This is a genomic window from Sphingomonas palmae (genome assembly GCF_900109565.1).
GTDB classification, from domain to species: Bacteria; Pseudomonadota; Alphaproteobacteria; order Sphingomonadales; family Sphingomonadaceae; genus Sphingomonas; species Sphingomonas palmae.
In genome coordinates this window covers 490,428-508,718 of the sequence record NZ_FNZZ01000001.1, presented here as the reverse complement: position 1 = coordinate 508,718, position 18,291 = coordinate 490,428, and the positions used below count along the sequence as shown (strand labels likewise).

Genomic DNA, 18,291 nt, shown 5'->3' with positions numbered 1-18,291 from the left:
GTGACGATCCGCGTTCTCTCCGTCGCATCCGAGGCCTATCCGCTGGTTAAGACCGGTGGGCTCGCCGACGTGGTCGGTGCGCTGCCGGCTGCGCTCGCTTCGTACGGTGTCGAGGTGACCACGCTGATCCCCGGCTATCCCGCGGTCACGGCGACGCTGGGCAAGACGCGCGCGGTGCATCGCTGGCCCGCGCTGCTCGGCACGCCGGCGCGGTTGCTCGCGGGAGACATCGAGGGGCACCCGCTGCTTGTGCTCGATGCGCCCGATTTGTTCGCGCGGGATGGCAACCTCTACACCGATCCGGGCGGGAAGGACTGGCACGACAATTGGCGTCGCTTCGCCGCACTCGCGCGCGCGGCGGCCGACCTTGGCTCGAGTGGCGTCAAGGGACGCGGCTACGACGTCGTCCACGCGCACGACTGGCAGGCAGCACTCGCTCCCGTCTATCTGCGACACGCACCCGCGGGCGAGCGCGCCGCGCGATCGGTCATCACCATCCATAACATCGCGTTCCAGGGCTGGTTCGATCCCGGCATCTTGCCGTGGCTGGCATTGCCGGACGATCTGTTCACCGTCGACGGCATCGAGTTCTACGGCGGCGTCGGCTATCTGAAAGGCGGTATGCAGGCCGCGGACGCGATCACCACGGTCAGCCCATCCTACGCGCAGGAAATCCTCTCGCCAGAGTTCGGGATGGGGCTGGAGGGGCTTGTCGCCGCGCGTCGCGATCGCGTGTCGGGTATCGTCAACGGCATCGACCCTGCGATCTGGAACCCCGCCACTGATGCAGCGCTGCCCGCGCGCTACACCGACCGGACGCTTGGCAAACGCGCCGCCAACAAGCGCGAGATCGAGGCGCGCTTTGGGCTCGAACAAGGCGATGGTCCGATCTTCACCGTCGTCAGCCGATTGACGTGGCAGAAGGGCATGGACGTGCTCGGTGAGTGCGTCGACGATCTGGTCGCGATGGGCGGGCGGCTCGCGCTGCTCGGCTCGGGCGACCCGGCGCTGGAGGATGCATTCCGGCTCGCCGCAGACCGTCATCCCGGTCGCGTCGGCGTCATGATCGGCTATGACGAACCGGTCTCGCACCTGCTGCAAGGCGGTACCGACGCGATCCTGATCCCGTCGCGGTTCGAACCGTGCGGCCTGACCCAGCTCTACGGCCTCGCCTACGGCTGTGTGCCCGTCGTCGCGCGAACGGGCGGGCTCGCCGACACGATCATCGACGCGAACGAGGCCGCGCTGGCGGCAGGCGTGGCAACGGGCATTCAGTTCGCCGGCGTCTCACGCGACGCGCTTACCGCCGCGATCGCGCGCGCGGTGCGCCTCTACGCCGATCGCAAGACCTGGACGACGATCCAGCAGCGCGGCATGCGCAGCGACTTTTCCTGGGATCGTAGCGGGTTTCGCTATGCCCAACTCTATCGGGGACTTCTCGACCAATGATCCGTGCCGTCAAGACGACTCCCTACCCGGACCAGAAGCCCGGCACCTCCGGCCTGCGCAAGAAGGTGCGTGTTTTCCAACAGCCGGACTACGCTGAGAACTTCATCCAGTCGGTCTTCGACGTGATCGAGCGCGAGCGTGCCGGCGCTACGCTGGTAATCGGCGGCGATGGCCGCTTTCTGAACCGCGAGGTCATTCAGGTCGCGATCCGCATGGCGGCGGCGGCGACGTTCGCGCGCGTCGTGGTGGGGCAGGGTGGAATCCTCTCGACCCCTGCCGCGTCCAATCTGATCCGTCGTCGCGGCGCTCTGGGCGGACTGATCCTCTCCGCCAGCCACAATCCCGGCGGGCCTGAAGAGGATTTTGGCATCAAGTACAACGTGTCGAACGGCGGCCCCGCGCCGGAGGCGATCACCGACGCGATCTACGCGCGTACGAAGGCGATCGACACCTGGTACGCTGCGGACACGCCCGACATCGACCTCGACGCGCTCGGTGAGGTGCAAGTCGGCGGCATGACGGTCGAGGTGGTCGACCCCGTCGCCGATTACGCCGCGCTGATGGAGACATTGTTCGACTTTGACGCCATCCGCGCGGCCAATCTGACGATGGCCTTCGACGCGATGAGCGCGGTGACCGGCCCCTACGCGACCGAGATCCTCGAACGCCGGCTCGGCTTCGCGCCCTGCACTGTGCGCAATGGCACGCCGCGGCCCGATTTCGACGGCAACCACCCCGACCCCAATCTCGTCCACGCGCGCGAGCTGTACGACACGATGATGGGTGACGACGCACCCGATTTCGGCGCGGCGTCGGACGGCGACGGCGACCGCAACCTCATCATCGGGCGGGGCCGCTTCGTGACCCCGTCGGACAGCCTCGCGATGCTCGCCGCCAACGCGCATCTGGCACCCGGTTATGCCGGCGGGTTGAAGGGTATCGCGCGTTCGATGCCGACCAGCGCCGCCGCTGATCGCGTCGCAGCTGACCTCAACATTCCGGCGTATGAGACGCCGACCGGCTGGAAGTTCTTCGGCAATCTGCTCGATGCCGGTCGCGCGACGATCTGCGGCGAGGAAAGTGCCGGCACCGGCAGCGATCACGTGCGCGAGAAAGACGGGCTGTGGGCGGTGCTGCTGTGGCTCAACATCATGGCGGTCACCGGCAAGAGCGTCGACCAGATCGCACGCGATCACTGGGGACGGTACGGCCGCAACTATTATGCGCGTCACGACTATGAGGGTGTCGACAGCGCCGCCGCCGACACGCTGATGCAGGAACTTGGCAGCAACCTCGCCTCGCTGTCGGGCAAGAAGATCGGATCGCTGGTGATCACGGAGGCCGACAATTTCGCCTACACCGATCCGACCGACTGCTCGGTGAGTACGAACCAGGGTATCCGCATCCTGTTCGACGGCGGCAGCCGCGTCGTGTTCCGACTGTCGGGCACGGGCACCAGCGGCGCTACGCTGCGCGTCTACCTTGAACGCTACGAACCCGTAGGCGGCGACCTAGACGCGGAGACCGGCGCGATGCTCGCCGACATCGCCGCCGCCGCGGACGAGCTCGCCGGTATTCGCCGGCACACTGGCCGTAGCGAGCCCGATGTCGTCACCTGAGCTCGGCGCGAAGATCGGGCCGAACGGGACGAGCTTTGCCGTTCGTGCGCCGAAGGCGCGTGCGGTATGGCTCTGCCTGTTCGATGGCGAGGTGGAACGACGCATTGCGATGTCCCGCGACGGCGCCATCTGGCGTACTGAGGTGCCGGGAGCGGGCGAGGATACGCGCTACGGTTACCGCGCCGAGGGCGAGCCGCCGCACGACGTGTCGAAGCTGCTGGTCGACCCATACGCCACGGCGCTAGACCAGCCCTTCGTCTATGACCCGAGGCTTGCCGAACGCGGTGTCGACACCGCTGCGCTGGTGCCCAAGGCGGTGGTGAGCGCTTCGACCGAGGCTGCGTTCGCCCCGCCGGTGTTTCGCCACGGCGGGCTGATCTACGAGGTCAACGTTCGCGGGTTCACGATGCGTCACCCCGATGTGCCCGAGCATCAGCGCGGCACGATCGCGGCGCTGGCGCACCCGGCGGTGATCGCGCACCTGACGAAGCTAGGTGTTGACGCGGTCGAGCTGATGCCGGTCGTCGCCTGGATCGATGAGCGCCACTTGGGACAGCACGGCCTTGCGAACGCGTGGGGTTATAACCCGGTCGTGCCGATGGCGCTCGACCCGCGTTTCGCGCCCGGCGGCGTGGCCGAACTGCGAGAAACCGTCGCAGCGCTCCGCACCCACGGCATCGGCGTGATCCTCGATCTGGTGTTCAATCATACCGGCGAGAGCGACGAAGTCGGCCCGACGCTCTCGCTGCGTGGATTGGACGAAGCGGCTTATGCGCGCGGCTCCGATGGCACGCTGATTAACGACGCGGGTACCGGCAACACGCTGGATTTCGCCCAGGCGGCGGTACGCGAGCTGACGCTCGCCACCATGCGTCACTTCGTCGCTGCCTGCGGCGTCGATGGGTTCCGCTTCGATTTGGCGACGGTCATGGCGCGCGGACCAGGTTTCTCCCCTGATGCCCCGATCTTCGCCGAGATCGCGGCCGATCCGTTGCTCGCCGACCGCGTGCTGGTCGCCGAGCCGTGGGACATTGGGCCGGGCGGCTATCAGCTCGGCGCCTTTCCCTCTGATTGGCTCGAGTGGAACGACCGCTTCCGCGACGACGTGCGTCGCTTCTGGCGCGGTGACGGGAGCAACGGCGCGCTCGCGACGCGGTTGGCCGGATCGAGCGACATCTTCGGCGATCACGCGACCCGCAGCGTCAACTTCGTTGCCGCGCACGATGGCTTCACGCTCGCCGACACGGTTGCTCATGCCGAACGGCACAATCACGCGAATGGCGAGAACAATCGCGACGGACACGCGCATGAAGTGTCATGGAACAACGGTGCGGAAGGGGCCTGCGACGACGCCTCCGTAACCGAACGGCGCCACGCCGATCAGCGTGCGCTGCTCGCGACGCTGTTTGCCAGTCGCGGCACGATCATGCTGACTGCCGGTGACGAATTCGGCCGATCACAGGCCGGCAACAACAATGCCTATGCGCAGGACAATGCGTTGACCTGGCTCGATTGGTGTGGTCGCGACCGGCAATTGGAGGATTTTGTCGCCGAGCTCGCGCATCAGCGCCGCACCGCGTCAGCCTTGTTCGATCCCGCGATCCGGCATGATGCGGTGTGGCGGTGGCTCGACGGCGGCGAGATGACGCAGGGCGATTGGGATGGAAGCGCCGGGTTCGAAATGCAAGTCGGTGACCTGGTTGTACGCGTCGATCGCTCGGCTCGATCGGTGTCGATCAGCGGCGCGCGATATGGCGGCAACGAGTAAGGGCTGAGCTGGCCGCACGGTTATTCCGTCATGATCAGCGGCAATCCGGGTTGTACCTGCTCGTGACCCCTGACTATGCTGGACAGCGTCAATCCCAGCAATCGGATGCCCCCCGCGACCGGCAGTTCCGGTGCAATCAGCAAACGACCGATCGCGAGCATCTCCGCCTCGCTGGCGACCGGCTCGCCGAGCGAGCGCGCTCGGGTGATGGTGTGGAAATTGCTGTCGCGCAGTTTGAGCGTCACCGTACGACCGCGCGCCTGCTTTCGCTCCGCGCGTGCCCAGGCCGTGGTGGCGACGTGCGCCAGCGCGGCATCGATCTCGTCCGGGGTGAACAGATTGCGCTCGAATGTGCGCTCCGCTCCGATCGATTTGCTCGCGCGGCTGGAGCGGACGGGGCGCTCGTCGATCCCGCGAGCGGCGCGGTGAAGATATTCGGCGTAGCTGCCGAACTGCGCACGCAGGAACTCGATCGATTGATTGCGCAGGTCGGCGCCCGTCTCGATCCCGAGCCGCGACATCTTCGCCGCAGTGACCGGTCCGACGCCGTGGAAGCGCTTGACCGGCAGGCTGGCGACGAAGGCTGCGCCCTTGCCGGGCGGGATGACGCACAATCCGTCCGGCTTGTTCTGGTCCGACGCGAGTTTCGCGATGAACTTGTTGTAGCTGACCCCGGCAGAAGCCGTCAGTCGCGTTACCGACTTAATACGCGCACGAATTTCCTCCGCGATCGCCTTCGCCGAACCGAGCTCGCGGTGGTCGACTGTCACGTCGAGATAGGCCTCATCCAGGCTCAGCGGCTCGATATCGGCGGTGTAGTCGGCGAAGATGGCGTGGATCTGCCGGCTGACCGCGGCATACACCTCGAACCGTGGTTTGACGAACAGCAGTTCCGGGCAGCGTCGCCGCGCTACCGACGATGGCATCGCTGAGCGGACGCCGAACACGCGCGCCTCGTAACTCGCCGCCGCCACGACGCCGCGAAGGCTCGATCCGCCGACCGCCAGCGGGCGGCCGCGCAGCGCCGGATCGTCGCGCTGCTCCACCGACGCGTAAAAGGCGTCCATGTCGACGTGGATGATCTTTCGGACGGGTGCCTCGGTCACCGAGCGAGTATAATCGCCTGCGACGCTTCCGTGTACCCGTTTCGTTCGCCAGTCGCTCGGACAGTTTTCGCTCGTCGCACGATCCGCTAAGGCAACCGGCATGACTGAGCTTCAACGTCCCGTCCTCGTGCCGCCCAACGGCGAGAAGAAAGTGCTGCTTCACTCGTGCTGCGCGCCATGCTCGGGCGAGGTGATGGAAGCGATGACCGCGAGCGGGATCGACTATACGATCTTCTTCTACAATCCAAACATCCACCCGAAGGAAGAATATCTGCTCCGCAAGGAGGAGAACATCCGCTTCGCGCGCGAGCACGACGTGCCGTTCGTCGACGCCGATTACGACACGGTGAACTGGTTCAAGCGCGCCAAGGGGATGGAGTGGGAGCCCGAACGGGGCGCGCGTTGCACGATGTGCTTCGACATGCGCTTCGAGCGTACCGCGCTCTACGCGCACGAGCACGGCTTTCCCGTCATCACCTCGTCGCTCGGTATCTCGCGCTGGAAGGACATGAACCAGATCAATGGTTCGGGCGAGCGTGCCGCGTCGCATTATCCCGGCATCGACTATTGGACGTTCAACTGGCGCAAGGGGGGCGGAGCCGCGCGCATGATCGAGATATCGAAGCGCGAGCGCTTCTACCAGCAGGAATATTGCGGCTGCGTCTACTCGCTGCGTGACAGCAACGCGCATCGCGTGGCGCAGGGCCGCGAAGAGATACGCATCGGTGAACTCTACTACAGTGACGAGGTGAAAGGCTGAAGCTGCGCGCCGTGCCGCTCATCTGACGAGCGGCTTTTACTCGGCGAGGCTGGCGCGTACACGCTGAGACCTAAAGCGCGGGAAAGTTGGTCGGGGAAAGAGGATTCGAACCTCCGGCCCCTGCCTCCCGAAGGCAGTGCTCTACCAGGCTGAGCTATTCCCCGACCATGTGCTTACCCGACCAGGTCGGGGGCAGGCGGCGGCTTATATCAGCGAAATCAGCGGCTGCAAGCGGGTCGTCGCGCAAATTTCCAGCGGAGCTGATCGAGCTTGAAGATGGCGTCGCGCCCGCCTGCGAAGTAGCAGGCGCTACGGGCGGCATCGATTGGATCGCGACCTTGCTGGGCCTCGCCTGCGTCGCGTTTGCTGCGCGGCGAAGTGTGTGGACGTTCCCGTGCGGCATCGCTTCGGTCACGTTGCTCGGCGTCGTGGTGTTCGAGCACCGGCTGTACAGTGACGCGCTGTTGCAGGCGTTCTTCGTCGTCGCGAACGTCTACGGCTGGCTCAACTGGTCTCGCAGCACGGACGCCGCGGGTGCGGTGCGAGTAACGCATATGTCAGCGTCCACTCGCTTGCGCTGGTTGGCCGGGACCCTCGTTGCTTCACTCAGTTGGGCGACGCTCGTTCATCGCTTCACCGACGCCTCTTATCCGATCTGGGATGCGCTGATCGCCGGCACCAGCGTCGCGGCGCAGTTGCTGATGGCCAAGCGGCGCGTCGAGCAATGGTGGCTGTGGATTGCAGTCGATGTCGCCTCGGTACCGCTCTACCTCGCCAAGCAGCTGTACCTGTTTGCCGCGTTCTACCTGCTTTATCTTGCCTTGTCGGTGTGGGGGCTTATCGACTGGCGCCGCGCCGTATGTCGATCGGCGCCAGGGATCATCGCCACCTGATGTTGCGCACCATCTGTCTGCACGGACCCGAGAGCACCGGCAAGTCGACGATGGCGCCCCGGCTGGCACGCCACTTCGATGCCCAGTGCGTCGCCGAGTTCGGCCGCGCCTATTGCGAGCAGCACGGCACCGACCTGACAATGGCGGACCTGGTTGCGATCGCGCGCGGGCACGACGCCAAGACGCGCGCGGCGGTTGCGTCGGGTGACCAGCCGGTGATCCTCGACACTGATCCGCTGATGACGGCGGTGTGGGCGGATATGATGTTCGGGCGCCGCGACCCGTGGTTCGCACGCTGGACCAACACCGCCGATCTCTACCTGTTGTTCGACATCGACCTGCGGTGGGAGGCAGACGGCACGCGCATGTTCGGCACGCAGGCCGAGCGGCAGCGATTTTTCGACCTGTCACGTCTCGAGCTTGAGCGTCGCGGGGTACGCTGGACATTGGTGTCGGGGCAGGGAAGCGCCCGCTACCTGTCGGCGCTCGCCGCGATCCGCGCGGCGGGCTGATCGGCAAGCGCGGCGCTTTGGCTTTTGCCGCGCGCCTGCTAACGCGCGCGGATCATGGCTACCCCGCTCTCGCACATTCGCAATTTCTCGATCATCGCGCACATCGATCACGGCAAATCCACGCTCGCCGACCGGCTGATCCAGGCCACTGGCGGCCTCACCGATCGCGAAATGAGCGAGCAGGTGCTCGACAACATGGATATCGAGCGCGAGCGCGGCATCACCATTAAGGCGCAGACAGTGCGCCTCGCGTACAAGGCGAAGGACGGTGAGACCTACACGCTCAACCTGATGGACACGCCGGGCCACGTCGATTTCGCCTACGAAGTGTCGCGCAGCCTAGCGGCGTGCGAGGGCGCGCTGCTGGTGGTCGATGCGGCACAGGGAGTGGAGGCGCAGACGCTCGCCAACGTCTACCAGTCGATCGAGCACGACCACGAGATCGTGCCCGTCATCAACAAGATCGATCTGCCCGCGGCCGAGCCGGAGAAGGTTCGTGCCGAGATCGAGGATGTGATCGGCCTGGACGCGTCCGAGGCGGTGCTGGCGAGCGCGAAATCTGGGATCGGCATTGCCGACATCCTGGAGGCGGTCGTCACCAAGATCCCAGCGCCCAAGGGTGACGCGAGTGCACCGCTGAAGGCGATGCTGGTCGATTCGTGGTACGACCCATATCTCGGCGTCGTGATCCTGATCCGCGTGATCGACGGCACGCTGAAGAAGGGGCAGCAGGTCACCTTCATGCAGGCGGGAACGCAGCATCTGGTCGACCGCGTCGGGTGCTTCCGCCCGAAGATCGAACAGCTGACCGACCTCGGCCCGGGTGAGATCGGCTTCATCACCGCGCAGATCAAGGACGTGGCACAGGCGCGCGTCGGCGACACGCTGACCGACGCCAAGAAGCCGACCGCCGAACCGCTGGAGGGCTTCAAGGAAGTGCAGCCGGTGGTGTTCTGCGGGCTGTTTCCGCTCGACGCCAACGATTTCGAAAAGCTGCGCGAATCGATCAGCAAGCTGCGGCTGAACGACGCGTCGTTCAGCTTCGAGATGGAGACCTCGGCCGCGCTCGGCTTCGGCTTTCGTTGTGGCTTCCTGGGACTGCTTCACCTGGAGATCATTCAGGAGCGGCTCATGCGCGAGTACGACCTCGATCTCATCACCACCGCACCGAGCGTGGTGTACGAGATCGAGTTGACCCACGGCGCCGGCTCGATCGAGCTGCACAATCCTGCCGACATGCCCGACCCAAACAAGATCGCGACGATCAGCGAGCCGTGGATCGAGGCGACGATCTATGTGCCCGACGAATATCTCGGCAGCATCCTGAAGCTTTGTCAGGACCGCCGCGGTATTCAGAAGAACCTGACCTACGTCGGCGGGCGCGCACAGGCGACGTACGAACTACCGCTCAACGAGGTGGTGTTCGACTTCTACGATCGGCTGAAATCGCTTTCGAAAGGCTACGCAAGCTTCGATTATCACCAGATCGGCTACCGCGAGGGCGATCTCGTCAAGATGAGCATCCTCGTCAACGAGGAGCCGGTCGATGCGCTCAGCATGATCGTCCACCGCGGCACCGCCGAGACGCGCGGCCGCGGGATGTGCGAGCGGCTAAAGGAGCTGATCCCGCGTCACCTGTTCAAGATCCCGATCCAGGCTGCAATCGGTGGCAAGGTGATCGCGCGCGAGACGATCAGCGCAATGCGCAAGGACGTGACCGCGAAATGTTACGGCGGCGATGCAACGCGTAAGCGCAAGCTGCTGGACAAGCAGAAGAAGGGCAAGCTCAAGATGCGCGAATATGGCTCCGTGCAGATCCCGCAGGAAGCATTCATCGCGGCATTGCGGATGGGCGACGAGGGCTAATTTAGCGGCGCGACCCGGCCGTCAGGTCCGCAGCTTGCCGGCCGTGCTCTTCAACATCCACGCGCGTGCGGCATGCTGGACGCGTGGCAGGATAACCCATTGCAGGAGCGACGTCAGGACGAGCGACGAGACAGCGACCTGGAGCGGCGCCGGCAGGAACGGCAGCAGCTTGCGCGCCGCAGTGCTGACGACGAGCAGGACCGGCAGCACAGATAGCCATGTCACGACGAAGCGCTTCCACGGTGATGCGCTGGCGTCGCTTGGCAGCTCGATCTCAACACGGCACCCATCCTCGACCTGATCGAGCCCGGTCGCGAGCTTCTCGCCCTCTGCTACGAGCGTCTTGAAAGCCTCGCTTGCGCGAAAGGCGTCAAGCAACGCGCGCGAGCGGAAGCGATAGAGCAGGTGTTGGAGCGCGTTGGTCTGTCCCAGGCGGACCGATCCGGCAAAGCCCCCTGCCGCTGCTGCCGCGGAGGTCACCTCTTCCATCCACTGACGCAGCGCGTCCGCCTTTCCAGGCTTCACCGCGCGGCTGAGCACCAGTGTTGCAGGTCGGGGATCGTCGGTCATCGAGCTGCAACGTCCGTCCTAGTGCCGTGTTGCGCCTATTGAGCATGTTGAGCCGCAGATCAGGCACGGCTGGCGTCACGGTATCTGGCGCGATACAGTAAAGCGCATGATCCGTCGGCTGATCGTCATCCTGTTCGCCACCTTGCTCGTGGCTCCTGCTGCGGCGAAGACCCCGGCTCCGATCGTGCTTGCCGCCGCTAGCATGCAGGAAGCGATGATTGATGCGGCGGATGCTTGGGCGCGCGCTGGCCACCCGCGGCCGGTGCTGGCTTTTGCCGCCTCGTCGGCGCTTGCACGGCAGATCGAAGCCGGCGCACCCGCCGACCTGTTCGTGTCCGCCGACAGCGAGTGGATGGATCAACTGCAACGCCGCCATCTGATCGCACCGGGTTCGCGCACGGTGCTCGCGCGGGGGCGGCTGGTCGTCGTGGGACAGGCGGGAGGCCGCTCGCTCGGCGGTTTGCGTGGCGAAGCGCTCGCGCGTGTGCTGGCTGCCGGACCGCTGGCGATGGCCGATCCGAGCGCGGTGCCCGCCGGCCGCTATGGACAACAGGCACTGACCCACATGGGCGCGTGGGCGATCGTTCAGCCGCATGTCGTCAGAGCCGAGAACGTGCGCGCCGCGCTCGCGCTGGTCGAGCGCGGCGCAGCGCCCTTCGGCATCGTCTACGCGACCGACGCGCGCGCCTCGGCTAAGGTCCGATTGGCTGGCGTGTTCCCGCCGAACAGTCACGCGCCGATCATCTACCCGATCGCGCGAGTGGCCCGGTCGAGGAACATGGAAGGCGAGCAGTTCCGTCGTTTTCTGCTCTCCCCAGCTGGGCAGGCCATCCTCGCGCGGCGTGGTTTCGCGACGCGGTGACTGACTTCGCAGCAGGTGAGCTCGGCGGGATCGTACGCCTGTCGCTCCTGATCGGCGGCACCGCGACGCTCGCGTGCCTGCCCTTTGCCTTCTTGCTCGCCTGGATTCTTGCGCGGTGGCACTTCCCAGGCAAGGTGCTGCTGGATGGCATCGTGCATCTGCCGCTCGTCGTGCCGCCCGTGGTGACGGGCTGGATGCTGCTGCTGGCCTTCGCGCCGGCCGGACCGATCGGGTCCGTGCTCGAGGATTGTTTCGGTGTCAGCGTGTTGTTTCGCTGGACCGGCGCGACGATCGCGGCGGCGGTCATGGCATTGCCGCTGATGGTGCGAGCGATGCGGCTCTCGATCGAGGCGGTCGATCAGCGGCTGGAACAGGCAGCGCGAACGCTCGGCGCGTCGCGGTGGCGCACTTACGCCACGATCACGCTGCCGCTCGCACTGCCCGGCGTCTTGGCCGCGGCCGTCCTCGGCTTCGCGCGCTCGATCGGGGAGTTCGGCGCGACGGTCACCTTCGTCAGTAACGTGCCCGGCGAAACGCAAACGCTGCCGCTCGCCATCTACGCCGCGCTCCAGCAACCCGGAGGCGAGCAGCAGGTGTGGCGGCTGGCCGGTATCTCGGTCGCGCTGTCGCTCGGCGCGCTGATCGCATCGGACGCGTTGGTGCGCCGCGCGGGCAGGGGAATGCATGTCCTTTGACGTCAACGTAACCGGCCGCGGCGGGCAGATCGCTGCACGCTTCGCCGTCCCCGGTGGCGTCACCGTGCTGTTCGCGCCATCAGGTGCCGGCAAGACAAGCATGCTCGACATGATCGCCGGCCTGGTCACACCTGACCGCGGCCATATTCGGGTGGGGGGCCGCACCTTGTTCGACGCAGACGCTGGGATCAACCTTGCTCCGGAGCAGCGCCGCGCGGGCTACGTTTTTCAGGACGCTCGACTATTCCCGCACAAACGTGTCCAAGATAACCTGCGTTATGGTGGAAGCGACACTCGTCAAGTCACAGAAATTGCGAATCTTCTCGACATTGCTCACCTGCTCGATCGATGGCCGCGGAGCCTTTCGGGCGGTGAGGCGAAGCGCGTTGCGATCGGCCGCGCGTTGTTGAGCAAACCAGACTTCCTGCTGCTCGACGAGCCGCTCGCCTCGCTCGACGCAGCGCGTCGCGGCGATGCCATGAACGCTGTCGCGACCATTCGGCACGCCACCCGATTGCCTATCCTGCTCGTCACGCACGATCGCGGTGAGGCCGAACGATTGGGTGACCGCATCATCGGCCTTCTCGGCTAATCGCGTGTCGTTACACTCGTGGCGGCGACACAACGGTCATTCCTGCTTAGCGCATCCATGACAGGTTATCGAACCGACGATCCTCGACAACTCCGCTAGGATTGTGGTTCGACCGCTGCCGAGACGGGAGCAGCTCCGACCTCTGGCTCTGAAGATGCCGGCGGCTCAAGCGTCGCTGAGGTGCCGTCTAGCTGCGCCGTTGCAGCAGTAGGTGAGGGCGCTACCGCGGGTATGTCGATCGTCTTCACCAGAGGTGGCGGCGCCGGATCATAATAATTGCGCCAAGCATCATAGGCCGCGAAAAAATCGACGAACGGACGATCGAGCCGGAGCAGGGCCGCACGCGCGAAGGTGGGCAGATCGTCATCCGCCACTTGACCGACCTGCACAACCTCTTTGCGCGCCGCCGCGCAGAAGGCAGTCCTGATCGCAGGCTGCGCGTAGAAGTTGTAGATACGCGTCTGATTGTCATCATAAACACGTTGCCAGTCCCACCAACCTGCCGCCTGCCATTCGCGAAGCAAGGCTTGGTAGTAGCGGTCGATCACGGTGGCGTGGGTTTGAAGCCACTCGTTATACGGTGCGAGCACACCTCCCCCCGCCTGATCGCAGCCGAGCGCCGCGACGTTCAAGGCATTGCGCAAGTGCCAGACGGCCGCCTGGTCGGTGTTGTCGAGATTGGGCGTGAAGTAGCGACCGTCCGCGCGCTTGGTCGGGCTTTTCATGCCGATATAGCCACCGGCGGGCATGACCGGCGGCACCGCGGGCGGAGGGGGCAGCGTGGCAACTACCGGCGGTGGTTGGATCGACGCCTGTTGCGTGGTGCAACCGGACAGCGCGAACGCTGCTGCACAAAAAAGCATGCTGGCGATGTTCGCGCGTGTTTTCATCGTCCACTCAGCCAATTCCGACGCCAGTACGTCACGCCGGAAGGATAAAACTAGCATGGTCAACGCCACTGGTGCGTACAGGGTTCATTTGTCCGGCGACTGGTAATGACCACCAGCGGTTTGCTGCTCGGCAGCCGACGATCGGTTTCACCCAGCACAATCCAGTGGCGCGCCCGGCTGGATTCGAACCAGCGGCCCCAAGCTTAGAAGGCTCGTGCTCTATCCAACTGAGCTACGGGCGCGCGCAGGAAGTCGATTAGCGCGGATTGCGAGTGCGCGAAACTGTCGCGTATAAAACTGTCATGACCCAGCCAGCATCGCGTCCATCAGACGCGCCACTCGCAGTCGTGGAAGCCGATGCACTGGCCGGACGATCGCTGCGCTACTACGACTTCGTCATGGCCGCGTTCGTCGCGATCCTGCTGTTGTCGAATGTACTGGGTGCAGGTAAGGTCGCGGTGGTGACGCTGCCGGTCGTCGGTGCGTGGCCGTTCGGCGCAGGGATACTGTTCTTCCCCGTCAGTTATGTGCTCGGCGACGTGCTGACGGAGGTTTACGGATACGCACGCGCACGCCGCGTCATATGGGCCGGGTTCGTGGCGACGGTGTTCATGGCGTTCATGGCCTGGGTCGTGGTCGCGCTGCCGCCCGCACCCGATTGGACCAACCAGACGGCATACGAGACAGTGTTCGGGCAGGTGCCCCGGATCGTCTTCGCGAGCATGTGCGCGTTCTGGGCGGGCGAGTTCGTCAACTCGTACGTGCTCGCGCGCATGAAGGTATGGAGCGGCGGGCGGCACCTGTGGATGCGGACGATCGGATCAACCGTTGCGGGACAGGCGGTCGACAGTCTGATTTTCTACCCGCTGGCGTTCCTTGGCGCGACCGGATGGACCGGCCGGCTGGTCGTCACGGTTCTGTTCACACAATGGGCATTGAAGGTGGCGTGGGAGGTGCTGCTCACGCCCGTCACCTACGCGGTCGTCGACGGGCTGAAGCGCGCCGAGGGCGTCGACGTGTTTGATCAGCGCACCGACTTCTCACCCTTCCGCGCACGCGTATAGGGCTGTGCTCGACGCTGCTGCGCGTCAGGCCACGCGTTCGAGCAATCCTTCGAACAGGCGACGACCGTCGGTGCCGCCATGCGCGGGTTCGATCCGGCGCTCCGGGTGCGGCATCATGCCGAGCACGTTGCCGTCCGCATTGACGAGGCCGGCGATATCGCGCGCGCTGCCGTTGACCGGCTCGGCGTAGCGGAAAGCAACCTGGCCTTCGCCTTCCAGTCGGTCGAGCGTTTCGACATCCGCGACGTAATTGCCGTCGTGATGCGCGACGGGAATCCGTATCGTTTCCCCAGCGGAATAGCCGTTGGTGAACATCGAACGCGTTTCGTTAGCCGTCAACGCCACGTCACGGCAGACGAAGTCGAGCCCGGCGTTGCGCATCAGCGCGCCCGGCAGCAACCCGGCTTCGGTCAGTACCTGAAAGCCGTTGCAGATGCCGAGCACCGGTAACCCCTTGCCCGCACGGTCGACCACGTCGCGCATGATCGGAGACCGTGCCGCGATCGCGCCCGAGCGGAGGTAGTCGCCGTAGGAGAAGCCGCCCGGCACCGCCACCAGCGCGATGTCATCGGGCAGAGTGGTGTCGCGGTGCCACACCATCACCGGTCTGGTGCCCGTCACCTGCTCCAGCGCGACGGCGATGTCGCGGTCGCAATTGGAGCCGGGAAAGACGACCACGGCGCTCTTCATGCGCGTTGGATCCGGTAGTTCTCGATCACGGTATTGGCGAGCAGCTTGCGGCACATCGCATCAAGGTCCGCATCGCTGGTGCCCTCATCGACATCCAGCTCGATCAGCTTGCCGACACGCGCGCCGTGAACTCCTTCGAAGCCCAGACCGGAGAGCGCGTGCTCGATGGCCTTGCCCTGCGGGTCGAGAACACCCGGTTTCAGCGTGACGTGAATGGTAAGCTTCATGGGCGTCGCCTATGCCGTGATGCTCGATGAGGAGCAAGGTTTTCGCATGCCCTGGCGGGGCTGGCGCAGTTGTTACTTGCCGCGCTTCTTGCGGTGCGTCTCCATGTCAAGCACGGCGTTCTCGCTACCTTCGGGCAATAGGCCAAGCCGACGCGCAACCTCCTGATAAGCCTCGACCTCGCCGCCAAGATCGCGGCGGAAGCGATCCTTGTCGAGCTTCTCGTCGCTTTCCATGTCCCACAAGCGACAGCAATCGGGGCTGATCTCGTCCGCCAGGATGATCCGGCTGTAGTCGTTATCCCAGATGCGGCCGAACTCGAGCTTGAAGTCAACCAGCCGGATGCCGACGCCGGCGAACAGACCGCACAGAAAGTCGTTCACGCGGATCGCCAGATCGGCGATGTCGTGCATCTCCTCCTGGCTTGCCCACCCGAACGCCGCGATATGTTCGTCGGTGATCATCGGATCGCCGAGCTCGTCCGACTTGTAGGCATATTCGATGATCGTGCGGGGAAGCTGAACGCCTTCCTCGATCCCGAGCCGCTTGGACAGCGAACCGGCAGCGACGTTTCGGACCATCACCTCGACCGGCACGATCTCAACCTGCCGGATGAGTTGCTCGCGCATGTTGAGACGGCGTATGAAGTGCGTCGGTACGCCGATATGGCCAAGGAGCGTGTAGATGTGCTCGCTGATGCGATTGTTGAGCACGCCCTTCCCGTTGATCGTGCCCTTCTTCTGCGCGTTGAAGGCGGTGGCGTCGTCCTTGAAATATTGGATCAGCGTGCCCGGTTCAGGACCCTCGTACAGGATCTTGGCCTTGCCTTCGTAGATCTGCCGCCTGCGCGCCATCGATCGCCCTTTCGCGAAATAAGGACGCCCCGGGAGCGCGGACCTGTTGTCGCGCAACCGGGGCGATGATGTGCGGCGCTATAGGGGAAAGCCGAGCTTGCGAAAAGGGCTTGTGCTGCGGCGCGGCGATCAGCGCGCCGTGTCGAGCTGTCGATCGGGGACACCGAGTTGTTCGAGCAGCAGGCGCTTGGCTTGCCGCCAAGCCGCGGTATCCGGCGTGACGAGTTCGACATGCCCGGTGTTCGGCACAGTGTGGAGGGTGACGTGGTCGCCCGCCGAGCGTGCTCGCGCGACATAATCGGTGGCGAACCGGAACGGGATGATTCTGTCCTCACGCCCGTTCACCAGATCTTGCGCGACGCCGAGTGGCAGCAGCCGAGGCACCGACGTGTCGGCGTAGGGATCGGTGCGGCCGGTGCCGACGAGCTTCGTGACAACGGTGGTTCCGCACCCGTTGTCGGGACTTTTCGCGGTCGCCTCAAGGTTAGGCAGCCCGCCCAGGCTGGTGACGTGCGTGATCGGCAGCGGATGGGCGCTCCACAAAGGGCTGCCCTTCGGCAGCCGGCCACGTGCCGCCAGCCACAGAGCAAGGTGACCACCCGCGGAATGGCCGACCGCGACGATCCGCTTCGTATCGAGGTGGAATTTCGGCGCCGAGACAAGGAGTTGATCCGCGGCCTTGGCAGCATCGCTGAAGGTACCCGGGTAGCCGCCACCCGCACGATCGACGCCGCGATAGTCGATGTTCCACACAGCGACGCCCGATCGACGCAGATCGTCGGCGACCCAGTTCATCAGCGTGCGGTCGGCGATGGCGGTGGTCCAGCAGCCGCCGTGGACCATCAGCACAGTCGGGAACGGGCCTTTTCCCCGCGGCAGCCAGACGTCGATCTTCTGCATTTGGCCATCGCCGTAGCTGACGGTCGCATCGGGGGAGGGGCGCGGGCGCTTAGTCAGATCGTCCCAGGTCAGCGGTTTGAACGCGGCTGGGGCCGCCTGGGTCGGGTCCGGCATGGTCAGCGCGCTTCCTGTGATGGCGCAGGCGAGGGTGGCAGCGAGAAGACGACGCGGGATCATGCCGTCAACCTGCCACGCAGCGGCGCGGGCGTCACGCGGGCGATCGCGTGAAGGACGTGGCGCAACAGTCCGGCCTCGTCGTGGCGAATATTGTGTCCGCCCGGCATGCCGATGATCCGCGCGCCCGGCAGGCGCAGGTGCGGGCACAGGCTGTCGTCCTCCTCCACACCGTAGATGCAGGTGAGCGGTGCCCAGGTAAGCGTCCGTGCCGTCTCGATCCCATAGGCGTCGGGGGTGCCGTGATACTCGATGCTGCTAGGGTCAGCGCGGAAGAACACGGTCTCGCCCGGAAGGATCAGGATGATCGCCGCGACCCGTGCGCGAAGGTCGGGCGGCAGATCGGCTAGCCCGGTCTGAACGATGTCGGCGCCGTACGATTGGCCGATCACGACGATCTTTTTGGCGCCGGTGCGGTTTAGTGCGGTGCGGACGCCGTCGGCGACGATCGTGTCGGTCTCGGCACGCGTGCGATAATGGCGGAACAGTGCCGGGGTGACCACTGCCATCGTCGTAACGCCGTGCTCGGTCAGCCCGCGCATGGTCGATGCGCCGAGCAGGAAGCGAACGCCCATGTCGCCAGAGAAATTGACCGCAGCGATCGGCAGTGCGCGCCCCTTAGCCGGATAGAGTTCGTACGGATCACGATCGAAATATCCGGCGAGGCCGACCAATCCGCAGATGATGGCGGAGATCACGGCGGTCACGATGACGCCGCGGCGAAGGCGGCGGGTGGAAGAAGGCGTCACGGCTTTTCTCACGACAGGCGATGGGAAGCTATAACCCGGACGGGGTCGCAAGC

The 18,291-nt window shown here is 65.2% G+C and carries 18 protein-coding genes, 2 tRNA genes and 2 pseudogenes; 11 read left to right on the top strand and 11 right to left on the bottom strand.

What is annotated here, in order from left to right:
- From glgA to glgX, 3 genes are read left to right on the top strand one after another with little or no spacing between them, the layout of a single operon-like run.
- The gene (gene glgA, locus BMW51_RS02470; RefSeq protein ID WP_093002974.1) at positions 1–1,449 is read left to right on the top strand and encodes a glycogen synthase GlgA; all 1,449 of its coding nucleotides are present in this window, start codon (positions 1–3) and stop codon (positions 1,447–1,449) included.
- On the top strand, positions 1,446–3,068 hold the full coding sequence (locus BMW51_RS02465; RefSeq protein ID WP_093002972.1) for an alpha-D-glucose phosphate-specific phosphoglucomutase: 1,623 nt from the start codon (positions 1,446–1,448) through the stop codon (positions 3,066–3,068). Before glgA ends, BMW51_RS02465 begins: the two co-directional genes overlap by 4 nt.
- Positions 3,055–4,836 (top strand): glycogen debranching protein GlgX, encoded by a 1,782-nt coding sequence (gene glgX / locus BMW51_RS02460; protein WP_093002970.1) that lies wholly within the window; start codon positions 3,055–3,057, stop codon positions 4,834–4,836. Before BMW51_RS02465 ends, glgX begins: the two co-directional genes overlap by 14 nt.
- A 20-nt stretch (positions 4,837–4,856) precedes the next feature.
- Here glgX and dinB read toward each other — a convergent pair whose 3' ends face one another.
- On the bottom strand, positions 4,857–5,942 hold the full coding sequence (gene dinB, locus BMW51_RS02455) for a DNA polymerase IV (protein WP_093002968.1): 1,086 nt from the start codon (positions 5,940–5,942) through the stop codon (positions 4,857–4,859).
- Between the two features lie 100 nt (positions 5,943–6,042).
- On the opposite strand from dinB, the gene BMW51_RS02450 reads away from it, so the two are divergent.
- Entirely contained in the window at positions 6,043–6,702 is a 660-nt protein-coding gene (locus BMW51_RS02450; protein ID WP_093002966.1) for an epoxyqueuosine reductase QueH, read from the top strand.
- An 87-nt stretch (positions 6,703–6,789) separates the two neighbouring features.
- Here BMW51_RS02450 and BMW51_RS02445 read toward each other — a convergent pair.
- Positions 6,790–6,866: transfer RNA gene (locus BMW51_RS02445), tRNA-Pro, on the bottom strand.
- 174 nt (positions 6,867–7,040) lie between these two features.
- Here BMW51_RS02445 and pnuC point away from each other — a divergent pair.
- Genes pnuC through lepA form a run of 3 tightly spaced genes read left to right on the top strand, consistent with a single transcriptional unit; the run spans position 7,041 to position 9,973 of the window.
- Positions 7,041–7,595 carry a nicotinamide riboside transporter PnuC gene (gene pnuC, locus BMW51_RS02440; protein ID WP_177171486.1) on the top strand — a complete coding sequence of 185 codons (555 nt, stop codon included), beginning with the start codon at positions 7,041–7,043 and terminating at the stop codon, positions 7,593–7,595.
- A complete protein-coding gene (locus BMW51_RS02435) occupies positions 7,595–8,107 on the top strand; it encodes an AAA family ATPase (RefSeq protein ID WP_177171485.1) in 513 nt (170 codons plus the stop codon). Before pnuC ends, BMW51_RS02435 begins: the two co-directional genes overlap by 1 nt.
- Before the next feature lie 54 nt (positions 8,108–8,161).
- Positions 8,162–9,973, top strand: coding sequence for a translation elongation factor 4 (lepA, locus tag BMW51_RS02430; RefSeq protein ID WP_093002962.1), 1,812 nt, complete (start codon positions 8,162–8,164; stop codon positions 9,971–9,973).
- 21 nt (positions 9,974–9,994) lie between these two features.
- Here lepA and BMW51_RS02425 read toward each other — a convergent pair whose 3' ends face one another.
- Positions 9,995–10,543, bottom strand: a complete 549-nt coding sequence (locus BMW51_RS02425; RefSeq protein WP_093002960.1) for a putative antibiotic biosynthesis monooxygenase — start codon at positions 10,541–10,543, stop codon at positions 9,995–9,997.
- 106 nt (positions 10,544–10,649) lie between these two features.
- Between BMW51_RS02425 and modA the strand changes: the two genes are divergently transcribed.
- From modA to BMW51_RS02410, 3 genes and pseudogenes are all read left to right on the top strand, one after another.
- Positions 10,650–11,405: a molybdate ABC transporter substrate-binding protein gene (modA, locus tag BMW51_RS02420; protein WP_093002958.1), complete on the top strand. Its 756-nt coding sequence runs from the start codon at positions 10,650–10,652 to the stop codon at positions 11,403–11,405.
- On the top strand, positions 11,402–12,100 hold the full coding sequence (gene modB / locus BMW51_RS02415; protein ID WP_093002956.1) for a molybdate ABC transporter permease subunit: 699 nt from the start codon (positions 11,402–11,404) through the stop codon (positions 12,098–12,100). The genes modA and modB overlap by 4 nt, the downstream gene beginning before the upstream one ends.
- A pseudogene (locus BMW51_RS02410) lies at positions 12,090–12,536 on the top strand (ATP-binding cassette domain-containing protein); the annotation flags it as partial. The gene modB and the pseudogene BMW51_RS02410, both read left to right, overlap by 11 nt.
- On the opposite strand, the pseudogene BMW51_RS16415 reads toward BMW51_RS02410, so the two are convergent.
- From BMW51_RS16415 to BMW51_RS02400, 3 genes and pseudogenes are all read right to left on the bottom strand, one after another.
- Positions 12,447–12,638: pseudogene (locus BMW51_RS16415) on the bottom strand (hypothetical protein); the annotation flags it as partial. The pseudogenes BMW51_RS02410 and BMW51_RS16415 sit on opposite strands and share 90 nt — an antisense overlap.
- A 149-nt stretch (positions 12,639–12,787) precedes the next feature.
- Positions 12,788–13,639 carry a hypothetical protein gene (locus tag BMW51_RS02405; RefSeq protein WP_143051780.1) on the bottom strand — a complete coding sequence of 284 codons (852 nt, stop codon included), beginning with the start codon at positions 13,637–13,639 and terminating at the stop codon, positions 12,788–12,790.
- 108 nt (positions 13,640–13,747) lie between these two features.
- Positions 13,748–13,824, bottom strand: a tRNA-Arg gene (locus BMW51_RS02400).
- Positions 13,825–13,884: 60 nt separating this feature from the next.
- Between BMW51_RS02400 and BMW51_RS02395 the strand changes: the two genes are divergently transcribed.
- The gene (locus BMW51_RS02395) at positions 13,885–14,646 is read left to right on the top strand and encodes a queuosine precursor transporter (protein ID WP_093002950.1); all 762 of its coding nucleotides are present in this window, start codon (positions 13,885–13,887) and stop codon (positions 14,644–14,646) included.
- A gap of 24 nt (positions 14,647–14,670) precedes the next feature.
- Here the strand turns inward: BMW51_RS02395 and purQ are convergent, their stop codons facing one another.
- From purQ to BMW51_RS02370, 5 genes are all read right to left on the bottom strand, one after another.
- On the bottom strand, positions 14,671–15,336 hold the full coding sequence (purQ, locus tag BMW51_RS02390; protein ID WP_093002948.1) for a phosphoribosylformylglycinamidine synthase subunit PurQ: 666 nt from the start codon (positions 15,334–15,336) through the stop codon (positions 14,671–14,673).
- Complete coding sequence (purS, locus tag BMW51_RS02385; protein WP_093002946.1) at positions 15,333–15,563, bottom strand: phosphoribosylformylglycinamidine synthase subunit PurS; 231 nt, start codon at positions 15,561–15,563, stop codon at positions 15,333–15,335. Before purS ends, purQ begins: the two co-directional genes overlap by 4 nt.
- A gap of 72 nt (positions 15,564–15,635) precedes the next feature.
- Positions 15,636–16,415, bottom strand: a complete 780-nt coding sequence (purC, locus tag BMW51_RS02380) for a phosphoribosylaminoimidazolesuccinocarboxamide synthase (RefSeq protein ID WP_093002944.1) — start codon at positions 16,413–16,415, stop codon at positions 15,636–15,638.
- A 129-nt stretch (positions 16,416–16,544) separates the two neighbouring features.
- The gene (locus tag BMW51_RS02375; protein WP_245708242.1) at positions 16,545–17,429 is read right to left on the bottom strand and encodes an alpha/beta hydrolase; all 885 of its coding nucleotides are present in this window, start codon (positions 17,427–17,429) and stop codon (positions 16,545–16,547) included.
- Between the two features lie 59 nt (positions 17,430–17,488).
- Positions 17,489–18,238, bottom strand: coding sequence for an AcvB/VirJ family lysyl-phosphatidylglycerol hydrolase (locus BMW51_RS02370; protein ID WP_245708241.1), 750 nt, complete (start codon positions 18,236–18,238; stop codon positions 17,489–17,491).
- Between the last annotated feature and the right edge of the window lie 53 nt (positions 18,239–18,291).